The 14,462-nt window shown below is 41.2% G+C and carries 9 protein-coding genes; 4 read left to right on the forward strand and 5 right to left on the reverse strand.

Annotated elements, in window-relative coordinates:
• Nucleotides 1–128 precede the first annotated feature (128 nt).
• Both DPX34_RS02760 and ilvC read right to left on the reverse strand, forming a co-directional pair.
• Nucleotides 129–4,625, reverse strand: coding sequence for an alpha-1,6-glucosidase domain-containing protein (locus tag DPX34_RS02760; protein WP_111976883.1), 4,497 nt, complete (start codon nucleotides 4,623–4,625; stop codon nucleotides 129–131).
• 388 nt (nucleotides 4,626–5,013) lie between these two features.
• Nucleotides 5,014–6,495, reverse strand: coding sequence for a ketol-acid reductoisomerase (gene ilvC, locus DPX34_RS02765; RefSeq protein WP_111976884.1), 1,482 nt, complete (start codon nucleotides 6,493–6,495; stop codon nucleotides 5,014–5,016).
• 254 nt (nucleotides 6,496–6,749) lie between these two features.
• Between ilvC and ilvY the strand changes: the two genes are divergently transcribed.
• From ilvY to DPX34_RS02785, 4 genes are all read left to right on the forward strand, one after another.
• Nucleotides 6,750–7,637 (forward strand): HTH-type transcriptional activator IlvY, encoded by an 888-nt coding sequence (ilvY, locus tag DPX34_RS02770; protein WP_111976885.1) that lies wholly within the window; start codon nucleotides 6,750–6,752, stop codon nucleotides 7,635–7,637.
• Nucleotides 7,638–7,873: 236 nt separating this feature from the next.
• The gene (locus DPX34_RS02775; RefSeq protein ID WP_111976886.1) at nucleotides 7,874–9,916 is read left to right on the forward strand and encodes a TonB-dependent receptor; all 2,043 of its coding nucleotides are present in this window, start codon (nucleotides 7,874–7,876) and stop codon (nucleotides 9,914–9,916) included.
• A gap of 137 nt (nucleotides 9,917–10,053) precedes the next feature.
• Nucleotides 10,054–11,523 (forward strand): 4-hydroxy-3-polyprenylbenzoate decarboxylase, encoded by a 1,470-nt coding sequence (ubiD, locus tag DPX34_RS02780; protein ID WP_111976887.1) that lies wholly within the window; start codon nucleotides 10,054–10,056, stop codon nucleotides 11,521–11,523.
• 32 nt (nucleotides 11,524–11,555) lie between these two features.
• Complete coding sequence (locus tag DPX34_RS02785) at nucleotides 11,556–11,855, forward strand: 2Fe-2S iron-sulfur cluster-binding protein (RefSeq protein ID WP_111976888.1); 300 nt, start codon at nucleotides 11,556–11,558, stop codon at nucleotides 11,853–11,855.
• A 64-nt stretch (nucleotides 11,856–11,919) separates the two neighbouring features.
• Here the strand turns inward: DPX34_RS02785 and DPX34_RS02790 are convergent, their stop codons facing one another.
• From DPX34_RS02790 to DPX34_RS02800, 3 genes are read right to left on the reverse strand one after another with little or no spacing between them, the layout of a single operon-like run.
• Complete coding sequence (locus tag DPX34_RS02790; RefSeq protein WP_111976889.1) at nucleotides 11,920–12,966, reverse strand: protein-glutamate methylesterase/protein-glutamine glutaminase; 1,047 nt, start codon at nucleotides 12,964–12,966, stop codon at nucleotides 11,920–11,922.
• 14 nt (nucleotides 12,967–12,980) lie between these two features.
• Nucleotides 12,981–13,607, reverse strand: coding sequence for a chemoreceptor glutamine deamidase CheD (gene cheD / locus DPX34_RS02795; RefSeq protein ID WP_111976890.1), 627 nt, complete (start codon nucleotides 13,605–13,607; stop codon nucleotides 12,981–12,983).
• Between the two features lie 4 nt (nucleotides 13,608–13,611).
• Nucleotides 13,612–14,415 carry a CheR family methyltransferase gene (locus DPX34_RS02800; RefSeq protein ID WP_232824636.1) on the reverse strand — a complete coding sequence of 268 codons (804 nt, stop codon included), beginning with the start codon at nucleotides 14,413–14,415 and terminating at the stop codon, nucleotides 13,612–13,614.
• Nucleotides 14,416–14,462 lie beyond the last annotated feature (47 nt).

Below are 14,462 nucleotides of genomic sequence, written 5' to 3' on the forward strand. Positions count from 1 at the left end.
TATTACCCAATATATTGAATTAAAGCTAAATCAACGCAACAAAAACAAAAAAGCCGCACGATATTCGTACGGCTTTTAATCAGTGCTCGTTGTCACTCATTCTTGAACTTAAGCATTAAGCGCAATCATTAATTTGCAGCACACTTTTCGATGGTTAATGAACCGATAGAAGCCGTGTCAGCCGCTGGGTCTGCTTCATTCAAAGCCAGTGTGAAACGATAATCACCAGCCGATAAACTCGCACTGTTGTTATCCGTTCCTGCACCAGCGTAGGCAACTTCATGTGCGGTATCCAGTGCTAAGCTAGCTGTTTGAATATCTCCGGCGCTATTTTGAGCCCAAACTTGAGTTGTCCAAGAGCCATCATCTGATGCTAACTTAAATAATGTTACACCGGTATAGGTCGCCACACTTTGGTATTTGTTATCTCCAATGTAAGTTAACGCATAATTAGCATCTGCTCCCCAACCACTGTGGTCGCCTCTTACATAAAGCAATCCGCCACCTGCAACCGTGAATGGATAATCACCAGCTGATGTTGGTGCTGTACAAGCCACAAGTGAATTAGCTTTAGTCACCGATACTTTTACATCTGCCGTGTTAGCCGCATTTAAGCTGAATAAATACGTACCGGCTTCTGTGGTAGTCACCGAGATGTTGCCATCGACATTATTTAGCGCTAAAGAACCATCACTGGCACTGATATTATCAAAACCAAGGTTTACTGTACTCCAATCAGCGTCAGCAAATTTAAAGCCATAAGTACCCGCGGCTAAATCAACTTTAACAGTATAAATACCATCTGATGTATAGCTTACTTGGCTAGTTGCAGCCCATTCATTCATATCACCACGTAAATATACCGCTGTAGAACCATAAGGTGCAGGAACAAAATCAGGGTCAGGTAATAATCCCATGCTTTGTGCACCACTTTGTGCCTTTACAAATACGGCCGTAGTATAAGCCGGAACCGTAAACGAACCATTACTGCCGTTTTCAGCAAAGCTAGCACCTTGCACAGTCGTATCAGCTGATGATTGTTGAATTGGGTGAAGTGTAAAGCCTTGTGCCGTTTTAACTTCATGCGTTTTTTCTGTCCCCGTTGCATTAATCACCACAACAATCGCGTCATTAGCTGGGTCTAAATCTGTTAAGCCAGTTCCGTCATTTAAGCTCATGACAATTAAACCAGGCGTTTGGTTAGCGCCCGAGTTATGGAAGCCAACACGGTCGATGATATCTTGTGATGTGGTTAATCTAAATAATGGGCTCGCTGCACGTATCGATAAAAACTCAGCAAAAACAGCTGAACTTAAATCGATTTCGGTTTTAGTCACCGTGGTATTTGCGTTGGCAGCTAAAGCCGCTGCCGCATCACCATCTGTAACCTCAATAGGCATGCCCACGTTCCAGTTATTGCTGTTGTTCGTGTAATCCAGAGCGTTATACCAATCACCCGAGTTATAGGTATTGCGGTCCATCGATTTAGAACGCATTTTGTCTACGCCTAACTGGAAGAACGGAATACCTTGGCTCATGATGGGCACACTTGCCGCAACACTATGAACACGAGCACGATTTACCGCACTTAAATCAGCAGGCAAGCCATACTGCAGTTGATCCCATAGTGTTTCGTTATCATGTTTCGAGATATAGTTAATTATGTCGGCAGGATCTTGGCCATAAGAGCTTTGCGCAAATTCGCTCGCGGCTTTACGTGTACCGTTTTGATCTTTCATCATGTAGGTGGCTTGTGTGCCCGCTAAACCTAAACGAATATGATCGGCAACTTGTGCACTGGCATCTTCTTTAAATAAGCCGGCGTTGCGTAAATCGTCACGCGGACGATCATTAAAGGTACCCACTTCGGTGCCTGCCATCGTTGTTTGCACCGCATTTTCAAATAAGCGGCCACTTTCAACTTCACCCCAGTTCCAGCCTTCACCATAAAAATAGTTATCTGGATCAATGGCTTTAACCGCATCACGCGCCGCTAAAATGGTTGATTTAGGCATGTGCCCCATAATATCAAAACGGAAGCTATCAAATTTATATTGCTCAGCCCACTGTGCTAACGATTCAACAACAAATTTATCAAGCATACGATGCTCAGTTGCCGTATTATCACAACACGTTGACGTTATGAGGTTACCCGTGATTTCGTGATAACGATGGTAATAACCCGGTACGACCTTATCAAACACAGAATTGTCGTATAAGCCCGAAGCGGATGTATGGTTATATACAACATCAAGTACAACACGCAATCCCATTTCATGTAATGCTTGGTTCATTTCACGCATTTCTAGAATACGCGCAACACCATCTGCATTTGATGAATAACTACCTTCGGGTACATTAAAGTGATGTGGATCATAGCCCCAGTTGAAGCTATCAATACCACGTAACACGGTGACTAATTTATTCGCAGCATCGGTACTTGGGTCATAACTTTGTAAAACCGATAATAAGGTTGCTGAATCATTTTCGACACCACAAACCGGAGCATCTGCCACTTTGGCACAAAGCTCTGCAACGGTGTTATGTAAATCAACCGTTTGACTAGGGTCTTCATTAACGGTGGCAATATCGTTCGCTGGCAACATATGGAAATGGGTAACACCGGCGGTTTGCAAACCTTTTAAGTAATCAACAGCATCCGTACCCGTTTCCGTAAAGGCTTTATATTTACCACGATTGGCTACTGTTGTGGTTTGATCGAGAATACTAAAGTCACGAATATGCCCTTCAAGTAACACGGCATCTTCGATATTAGTGATGGTTGGTATGGTATGACTTTCCCAATTAGCCGGTTTTAAATCATCATCATTTAAATTAACAAACTGCGAATAGGCACCGTTTGTTGATAAACTAACAGAATACGGGTCGGTTGATTCAATGGTTTCAATCTTATTTGTAATATGATGGAACACAGTGACTTCATAACGATAAAAAGCGCGATCTAATGTAGCTTTAGTCCCTGTAAAACGCCAAATACCGGTATCGGCATCCAATGTCATATCTTCTGTGCTAGTTAATTCTTTGTTGGCAGAATAAACTTTTAATTTTACACTTTGTGCCGTCGGCGCCCAAACAGCGGCAGTGACATCATCAGTATCATAAATTAAACCAAGTGTTGCTTCATCGGCATCGTTATCGCCAGATGTGTATATGTCATCCAGTATCCAAGGAGCTTGCACGCGTGTTGCGGCTAAAATAGTTCCATCTGTCGCATACGCTACAGCAATCAACTGCCCTTTTAAGGCTTCTTTGACCATGGCGAGTTCAGCAGTTGAAGTAAAGGCTGGCGTATCCGCTAAATGTGGCACTATTTTTTTATGAGCATCAGTCATAGCACTTGGCGTAAAGGCTATAAAGTTATCGCCTTCAATACCGGTTGCGCCATTAAATGTTAAATCAGCCGTTGCTGAGTAATAAATACGCACTTCAGTTGCGTCTGCCGCTGGCATGATCATCGTTTCACGATCTAACCAATGAGCGGTTGCCTCAGCCATCACAATACCATCAGGTAAAGGAGTCGCACTAGCGTATAAAGTGCCGTCACCTTCAATAGTGAAGATATTTCTATCACCAGTCAGATCTAAAGCGATATCACTTTGGCTAATATCTTTATCAGCACCGTTGTGAATAATTAAATTGCCACAGTCACTATGACCCTCTTTTAAATTCATAATCCAATAAGCACCGTAGTTTGGATCTGTTCCCGTTGGCGCTAAGCCAGCATCCCACTCGGTTCCGCCATCTGAAGCAAAATCAGCGTATGAATCACATGCTTCATTATTCCATACATGCAGAGTCCAACCGTCAAATGCCGCATCACGACGGTTATAATATAAAACGACTTGATTAGCATCAGCTACTGCAACCGGAGCCGGTAAATCACCAGGTTCAGGCGGAGCGACAGGCTCAACAACAATTGCATTAATGTTTATAGCAAAGCTGCGTGTAGTTTTACTGCCGTCTTGGTCTTCAACGGTTAAACTAAAAGTTGCTTGGGCGTCAGAGCTCACGCTTGGTGCAACAAAAGTGAACGTTTCTGCAGTATTATCTACACCTGATAAGTCAACCTCTACACCCGCAACGTATTCCCATAAGTAGCTAGCGATAGAGCCATCTAAATCACTCGCATTAGCTGAAATAGAGATTGATTCACCCGATGTTACACCTGTAGATGTAGAAGCAAATTTAATCGTAGGAGCTAGGTTACCTAAATCTTTAGCGACAACATTTATAGTGTTTGTTGTGGTATTACGAGAATTGTCAGAAACCAAGACGGTAAATGTTAAGGTTTCATCAGCATTTAATGCAGGAACAGTCGCTTGAATTGAGCTTTGATTAGTTGACGATAATTGGACAGGCGTTCCACCTGTTTGCATCCAAGCATAAGAAGTAACACGACCATCGCTGTCGGTTGCACTGGCAGAAAGCGTAAACGAACCACCTTCATTTACGGTATCAGTGCTTGCAGATGCATCAACTACTGGCGCCATGTTTTCAGTTGCACTGTTGGTATCATCTGAACCGCCACATGCGCTCAGTAACCCCATTGATATACTCAATAGCGATAGCTTAAAAATTTGAGCTCTCGTTTTGCTGTTAGCCATAATCTGTTCCTGTCATTTAAAATAAACTGCATTTAATCATTTGCTCAGCCATTCATTACTCAAACATTGATCACTCAAAATATAGACGCTTAGGCTAAGCTTAAGCATTCAGTATAAAAGGCATTCGCTTTTAAAGCTGTAGCTTGCACAGAAAAGCATACGTATTCATTAACAATTGCATACGTATGCATTAACAAACACGCAACAAATGTAAAATTAAAAGGCTTGGAAATATAGGTGCTACAAAAAAAGAGGTTATTTAAAAAGAGTGGAATTTAAAGACTGTTGGGACTTGAATAGATGGGATTCAAAAAACAAAAAACCCAGCATGTTGCTGGGTTTTCTCAAAAGCTATACACGCAAAATTCGCGTATATTCGTTTAACTAATTATGCTTCAACGATAGCTTTCATGTCAGTCATGTAGCCACGTAATTCTTGACCAACCCACTCTACAGGGTGGTTGCGAATTTCATCGTTAACTTTAACTAGTAACGCGTTATCAACAGAGTTAGATGCTGGAGCCGTGTACTTACCAATAAATGCAGAGTCTAAGTTATTAACGAAATCTGTTAATAAAGGCACTGCTGCATGTGCGAATAAGTAACAACCGTATTCAGCGGTATCTGAAATTACAACATTCATTTCATAAAGCTTCTTACGCGCGATAGTATTAGCGATAAGCGGCGTTTCATGAAGTGATTCGTAGTAAGCAGATTCGTCAATGATTCCAGATTCTGTCATCGCTTCGAATGCTAATTCAACACCAGACTTAACCATAGCAACGAATAAAATGTTGTTGTCGAAGAACTCTTGCTCATCGATTTCTACATCGCCAGCAGGTGTTTTTTCAAACGCAGTTTCTGCTGTTTCAGCACGCCATTTTAATAAGTTAACATCGTCATTAGCCCAATCTTCCATCATCGTTTTAGAGAAGTGACCCGTGATGATGTCGTCCATGTGCTTGTAGAATAAAGGACGCAAGATGTCTTTTAATTGAGCAGCAAGTGCAAAACATTCGATTTTAGCCGGGTTAGAAAGACGATCCATCATACCGGTGATGCCGCCATACTTAAGTGCTTCAGTGATTGTTTCCCAACCATACTGAATTAATTTTGACGCGTAGCCCGGCTCAATACCGTCAGCAACCATTTTATCAAAACCTAAAATAGCACCTGTTTGTAACATACCACAAAGGATAGTTTGCTCACCCATTAAGTCAGACTTAACTTCGGCAACAAATGAAGACTCTAATACACCAGCGCGATCGCCGCCAGTAGCAGAAGCATATGCTTTAGCCCATGCTAAACCGTGACCTTGTGGATCGTTAGCCGGGTGAACAGCGATAAGTGTTGGAACACCAAAACCACGCTTATATTCTTCACGTACTTCAGAGCCAGGACATTTAGGTGCACACATGATAACCGTTAAGTCATCACGAATTTGCATGCCTTCTTCAACGATATTAAAACCGTGTGAATAAGCTAAAGTAGCGCCTTCTTTCATTAATGGCATTATTGCGCCAACAACAGCGGTATGCTGTTTATCAGGCGTTAAGTTACAAACTAAGTCAGCAGTTGGGATTAATTCTTCGTATGTACCAACAGTGAAACCATTTTCTGTTGCGTTTTTCCAAGATTGACGTTTTTCAGCAATCGCAGCGCCACGTAATGTATAAGAAACATCTAAACCAGAATCGCGCATGTTTAAACCTTGGTTTAAACCTTGAGCACCACAGCCAACAATAACAACTTTTTTACCTTTTAATGCTTCACAACCGTCTGTAAATTCAGCACGATCCATAAAACGACAACGACCAAGTTGATCTAATTGCTCACGTAAAGTAAGCGTATTGAAATAATTTTGAGCCATGTTCAAAACCTATTAATTAATTGCAAAACCTAACCCAATGTCAGGCTTATTTGACGAAAATTCAGTCCACAAATCTGATAGACATGTAATTAAGACAAACCTACCTTTGTGATGGTCGACACTTTACAGTATGTATATTCTTGCGTGAAGTGATATATTATCAATACTATGTTTCACTTTTTGCAATGTACGATTTAAAGTATAAATCTCGACGTAAAAAGCATAGCGGATATTTATTGACAGCAGGTTAAATTATGGAATTAAAAGCATTACAACTCTTTTTGCATTTAGCCGACAGTTTGCATTTTGGTAAAACCAGCGATGCTTTGCATGTCAGCCCATCAACGCTGAGTCGCACCATACAACGGTTAGAATTAGAAGCGGGTAATCCATTGTTTGTGCGTGATAATCGCAGTGTATCTTTAACACCAGAAGGCAAAGCTTATCGTACATTTGCTAATCAAACACTTGATGCTTGGCTGCAATTTAAAAATAATACGCGCAACGACACGCGCTCGCTAGACGGTAAACTCAGTGTTTTTTGCTCAGTAACGGCAAGTTATTCGCACTTACCACCAATATTGAATCGCTTAGCGGCTAAGCACCCTAATATTGATATTAACCTGATCACAGGCGATGCCTCATCAGCAATTCAACGCATTAGCCAAGGTGAAATCGATATTGCTATTTCGGCTAAGCCTATCAGCCTACCTGCAAATGTCGTTTTTGCGATGTTCGATCGTGTGCCAGTACATTTAATCGGCCCTGATAAAGGCTGCCAACTATCAACCAAGCTCAATGCTAATCATATTGATTGGTTAAATATACCTTATGTTGTGGCGGAGCAAGGCTTAACTAAATTACGCAGCGATGCTTGGTTTAGAGAAATGAAAATTAAACCGCACATTTACGCAACGGTCGCGGGTAATGAAGGCATTGTTTCAATGGTCGCTTTAGGTTTAGGTGTGGGCTTTGCGCCTGGTGTAGTCATTGATAATAGCCCCGTGCGTGACAAAATTAGAATAATTGAACAACCCACACCAATCGCACCTTTTGAACTCGGTGTTTGTTGTTTGAAGAAAAAATTATCTAACCCATTAATCAATGCTTTTTGGACCGAAGCACAAGCAAATTCAACTTAAGCGATCTGAACAAATACCTTGAAGTGACTTGGGTATAAACAACTACCCAGTCATATGATAAGCCGCTTAGGCGATCTAGATGAAAAAGCAATAAAAGTTCAGTATAATCGTCCATTTTCTGCAAACTGAGCCATTTATTCGTGTTAGCCACTTATTATGTATATCGCTCAATTGCACCACAATGATTAAACCAATACAGCGAGTTAATCATTTAGAAGGACCCCTAGTCGGTAACAATGACAAATAAATTACTTTTATGCGCCCTCGTTTTAGCAAGCTCTCATGCGGCACATGCTCACCCATCTAATAAACCTGACGAAACCATTTCAATCAAAGGGCACAAAACAACGGAATTAGGTCAAACACTGTCGGCATCAGCAGGTTCAATTAGTCAAATAGAAATAGATATTCGCCCAATGTTAAGAACCGGTGAGTTGCTTGAATTTGTTCCTGGAATGGTGGTGACTCAGCACAGCGGTTCAGGTAAAGCAAACCAATACTTCTTACGCGGTTTTAATCTAGATCACGGCACAGACTTCGCGACCCATATTGACGGCATGCCCGTCAATATGCGCACACATGGTCATGGCCAAGGTTATACCGACCTTAACTTTATTATTCCGGAGCTGGTTAAATCGATAGACTATAAAAAAGGAACCTATTATGCAGAAGTGGGCGATTTTTCGGCGGCTGGCTCTGCACAATTCAACCTGAAAAATAAATTAAACCAACCGTTAATCAATTTAACCTTGGGTGAAAACGCCTATCAACGCCTTTTTGCAGCAGGGCAAGTCACTTTATCCAATGGCAATTTACTCGCCGGTTTAGAGCATCAAACATATAGTGGCCCTTGGCTTGATATTGACGAAGATATTAATAAAACCAATGCCTTACTTCGTTATACAAGCACGCTTGCCCAAGGTGACTTTAATCTTACATTAATGACGTATGACAACAGTTGGAACTCAGCCGATCAAATTCCGATGCGAGCTATTGAACAAGGTATAATTGATCCATTAGGCTCAATTGACCCCGATGTGGGCGGAGAGTCAAGTCGCTACAGTTTATCGGGCCAATGGCAAGATGCGCATTGGCAGCTATCGGCTTATGCTATCCAATCTGAACTCAACTTATTTTCTAATTTTACTTACTTGCTTGATCACCCTGAGCAAGGCGATCAATTTGAACAAGTCGATCAACGCAGCCTTTACGGCGGTGCGATCAGCTATAATGAACAATTCAATTTAGGACAGTTCAAGATAAAGCAAACAGCGGGTATACAACTGCGAATTGATGATATTAAAGAAGTTGGCTTACACCGTAGCCAACAAAGAACAAGATTAAACACAATAAGAACCGATAACGTTAACGAGCAATCGCTCGGGTTGTTTTATCAAGCACAAACCAACTTAACAGAAAAATTAACAGCGACCGCCGGCATTCGTTACGACCACTTTAACCTTGATGTTAACAGCGATCGAGCTAACAATAGCGGCACCGCAACCGACGGGATCGCAAACGCAAAATTAATGCTTAATTATCGCATTAATCCCAATTTAGAAACCTACGCTAATGTAGGCCAAGGCTTTCATTCTAATGATGCACGGGGCGTAACCATTACAGAAGACCCACAAACAAATGAAAGCACAGCTCCGGTTGACCTTTTAGTGCAATCAGAAGGCGCTGAACTCGGCATGCGTTGGTTTGATAATGAAACATTTAATATTTCAGCCGCTTTATGGTTATTACAATTGGACTCTGAATTATTATTTGTGGGTGATGCCGGTAATACAGAAGCAAGTCGCCCCTCGAAGCGTTACGGTGTCGAGCTGAGTGCTTTCTACTGGTTTGCCGATAACTGGAGCTTAGATACTGAACTCGCATGGAATCATTCTCGTTTTCGCGATCAACAAACTGACGAAGGGCAATACATTGATGGCGCTTTACCTTTTGTAGGCAGCGCGGGTATAAGCTACATAGCCGCTAAAACGGGCTGGCAAGGTTCACTTAGATATCGCTACTTTTCTGCCCGTGCCTTAGAAAGCACAAACAACATAAAAGCAGCCAGCACCCAAACCATTAATTTAGGTGTTGCATACCAGTGGCAACAATTAAAAATAGGATTTGATTGCTTAAATTTACTCGACAGCCAAGACCATGATATTACGTACTATTATGCATCTCGTTTAACAAATGAACCCAGTGAGGGCGTTGAAGATATTCATTTTCATCCATTAGAGCCACGCACTTTTAGACTAAAGTTAAGTTATCAATTTTAAGTTTTAAACATAACAGAGTGATCTCAATTGTGTGTTCTGCATTTTAAGATCACTTGGGGTATCGCTTTTTATAGGCTTTTAAAAGTACTGTTAAACCTGTATCTTTCTTTACTCATCGCTAATTAATAAGTTCACTCATGCAATACAAAGATCTACGCGACTTTATTCAAGGTTTAGAAGAAAAAGGCCTACTTAAGCGCATCACTCAACCCATTTCGACTCATTTAGAAATGACCGAAATAAGCGATCGCACATTAAGAGCAGGCGGCCCAGCCTTATTATTTGAAAATCCGATCGGATTTGACACGCCCGTTTTATGTAATTTATTTGGTACACCAGAGCGTGTGGCAATGGGCATGGGCCAAACCTCGGTAACCGCTTTGCGCGGTGTTGGTGAATTACTCGCTGCTTTAAAAGAGCCTGAGCCGCCAAAAGGCTTTAAAGATGCGTTAGCTAAGTTGCCGATTTACAAACAAGTATTAAACATGGCGCCAAAGCAAATTAAAAAAGCCCCTTGTCAACAAGTCATCATTGAAGGAGACGATGTTGATTTAACAAAGTTACCGATTCAACATTGTTGGCCAGGTGACGCCGCTCCGCTTATCACTTGGGGCTTAACAGTTACTAAAGGGCCGAATAAAGATCGTCAAAATTTAGGCATATATAGGCAACAAGTCCTGGGTAAAAACAAAGTGATCATGCGCTGGTTATCTCACCGTGGTGGAGCTTTGGACTTCCAAGAATTTAAGAAGGCACACCCTGGTGAAAACTACCCCGTATCGGTTGCTTTAGGTGCTGATCCAGCCACTATCCTCGGGGCAGTAACACCGGTACCTGATACCTTATCAGAATATGCATTTGCCGGCTTATTACGTGGCAATAATACCGAAGTTGTTAAATCAATCAGTAATGATTTACAAGTTCCAGCAAGTGCCGAATTTGTTTTAGAAGGCTATATTGCCCCCGATGAAACAGCCCCCGAAGGTCCATACGGTGACCATACTGGCTATTATAATGAAATTGACGATTTCCCAGTGTTCACCGTAACACATATTACACATCGAAAAGATCCAATCTACCACAGCACTTATACTGGACGGCCGCCTGATGAACCCGCTATTTTAGGTGTTGCGCTGAATGAAGTATTTGTTCCTATATTGCAAAAGCAATTTCCAGAAATAGTCGACTTTTATCTACCACCTGAAGGTTGCTCATACAGACTGGCGGTTGTAACAATGAAGAAGCAGTATCCAGGTCACGCTAAGCGTGTGATGATGGGGGTTTGGTCTTTCTTACGTCAATTCATGTATACCAAGTTTGTTATTGTTTGCGATGATGATGTTAATGCACGCGACTGGCACGATGTTATTTGGGCGATCACGACCCGTATGGATCCCGCTCGTGATACATTGTTAATCGAAAACACACCGATTGATTATTTAGATTTTGCATCTCCTGTTTCAGGCTTAGGCTCAAAAATGGGTATGGACGCAACCAACAAATGGCCAGGTGAAACAACACGTGAATGGGGCGTACCAATTACGATGCCCGACAGCGTAAAAGAGAAAATAGATTCAATATGGCATGAACTCGGAATTGATGATTAATCTGGTCGGTAAGCTAAATAAAGGTATAAAACATGAAACATAAAATAACCATTGAACCCGCTGGGATAACTTTTGAAGCAGATGAATATGATACTATTTTAGAAGCGGCTGAAGCGGCGGGGTTATCTTTTCCTTATCGTTGTCGGCAGGGTGTATGTACCGCTTGTGTTTGTATAAACAAAAACAAAGGCCAAGTCAGTTATGGTGATTTACCGCCCGTGATCACACCTGAAGAACAAGAGAAAGGTTATACATTTTGCTGTATTGGGCATGCGTTATCTGATTTAACGTTATTTCATCCAAGCCTTGTTGCGGGCGACTTAAAAAAATAAAACGCTGCTTACATTCAAACAGCGCTTCAATTAATGCTCTCAAATAGATATGTTTGAGTAAAACTTAACGCTTGCATGCACTCATCAACGCTTTTTTAGCAATTTTATTGAGCGGCTCAACAAATTGTGCCGCATTTAATTGCACCGCTGCGCCTGGCATTCCCCAAACCACACTTGTCGCTTCATCTTGAGCAATAGTAGGACAACCCGCTTGACGCATTTCTAATAAGCCTTGTGCTCCATCTGCGCCCATACCGGTTAAAATAACCCCTGTCGCGTTGCCTTTAGTTGCTTGTGCAACCGAGCTAAAAAGCTTATCAACAGCCGGGCGATGTCGATTAATTAACGGACCTTTATCCAACTGGCAAATATAGCCTAACGCTGTTTTTTTGATCGTAAGATGATCATCACCTGGCGCTATATAAACATGACCTGGTTCTAGCTTTTGATTATGACAAGCTTCATGTACTGTTACCGCAGCCGTATTATTTAGACGAATAGCAAACGATGTTGAGAACATAGGCGGTATGTGTTGAGTAACGACAACAGGCGGACAATGTGTCGGCAGGTTTAAAACAACCTCTTTAATGGCTTCTGTACCACCTGTTGAAGCGCCGACAGCCAGAATATAGTCACTTTTAAAAGTGTATTTACTCGCATTAAAATGAGGTGTGCTATCAACGGCTTTTTGCCTTTCAGCATTTGACCGAATTTTAGCTAACGCAGCCGCTCTAATTTTAGTGTGTAGCTCAAATTGATATTCAGTTAAGGCTTCTGCAACATTATTTTTAGGCTTAGAGACATAATCGACAGCCCCAAGTTCCAAGGCTTGTAACGTTGCTGGCGCGCCCTCCGCCGTTAATGTGGATACCATAACCACAGGCATTGGCCGTAAGCGCATTAAGTTTTTAAGAAAACTAATACCATCCATCCGCGGCATTTCAATATCAAGCGTGATCACATCAGGGTTTAATTGTTTAATTTTTTCACGGGCATCAAAAGGGTCTTCAGCTGTCCCGATAACATTAATATCAGGAGCCACATTTAATATTTCGGTTAACAGCCCCCTAATCAGTGGCGAGTCATCGACAATTAGTACTTTAATAGCCATATACGACCTTAATTTTAAAATAATTCAATATCACCAGTTTGCTCTTCTTGTTCAATACCATTAAGGTAAATAGACTCTCTGGCTTGGATAGTATCATTGTGTAAACTACGCAGTTTTTTTAACTTAACCGTGCCACTATTGGGATGAAACAAAACTTTTCGAGGCCAAGGCCCTCCCACGTTGTGCGCAACAACAGGAATATGCTCTTCACGTAAAAAATGTCGAACAAAATCAATATTACTCTCTCCAACATCCGACATATTAGGTACGATTTTGCCACCACCAAAAACTTTTGCTAGTAAATTGTCACGTTGGCCACCATTTTTCATAATCTCGTTGATTAAATGTTCCATCGCCCAGTGACCATATCGGCAAGTATAACTTAGGTCACCTTCCCAACCGACTGAACCATGGTTATCATTTTTAATTGGCAACATAAAATGATTCATGCCGCCAATACCTAATTTTTCATCCCATATGCATGCCGAAATACAACTGCCTAATACCGTTGAAACCAATTCATTATTTTTGGTGACGTACAGTTCGCCCGGTAATATTTTAGCAATAACAATATCTCGCCGCTTATCAACAAAGCGTTTGATATTTTCAAACCCTCGAAAAGGTTGTAACAACGTAGTCATGATGTTATTTCCTTCGTTGATAAATAGTATGGCCTAGCGGTTCGAACTCTTGTACACCTCGTTGCATACTTTCAGAATGGCCTAAAAATAAGTAACCACCCGGTCGCAGTAAACTAGCGTAACGCTGAAACAATTCATCCTTAGTGGGTTGATCGAAATAAATAACTACATTACGACAAAAAATAACATCAAACGGCCCTTTCATTGGCCATTTTTCTAATAAATTTAATCGTTTGAAATGAATGTTTTTTTGCGCTATATCTTTAATTTTAAACGAATCACCAGCTTGATTTCTCACAAACCAATTACTTTTTATTTGATCAGGTATGGTTTCAACATTTGAATCAGAATAAATACCTTTGGCCGCTTTCGCTAATACATTAGAATCAAGATCGGTCGCGAGTATTTTTACATCCCACCCTGGTAACATGAGATCTTTCGCTAGAGTCATCGCAATTGAATAGGGCTCTTCACCAGTTGAACAACCTGCTGACCAAAAGCGAACTCGTTTATCAACTGCATGAATTTTTTTTAATTCGGGGATCACTTGTCGAGTTAAAAAATCAAAATGATGAGACTCTCGGAAAAAAGACGTTAAATTAGTGGTGATTGCATTAATAAAATGGCTAAATTCTTCATCTTTATGTGAATCGAGGTAGTGTAAATATTCAGTGAAATCTTCAAGTTTTAATGCTCTAATGCGGCGAGTTAAACGCGAATAAACCATTTCTCGTTTATGATCACCTAATACAATACCTGCCGACTTATATACCTGATCACGAATATTAATAAAATTTTGGTCCGTCATCACAAATTCGTGCTTTGCCAAGATCGTTACTCCACAATAATGCATTT

This window comes from Algibacillus agarilyticus (assembly GCF_003286125.1).
Lineage (GTDB): Bacteria > Pseudomonadota > Gammaproteobacteria > Enterobacterales > Alteromonadaceae > Algibacillus > Algibacillus agarilyticus.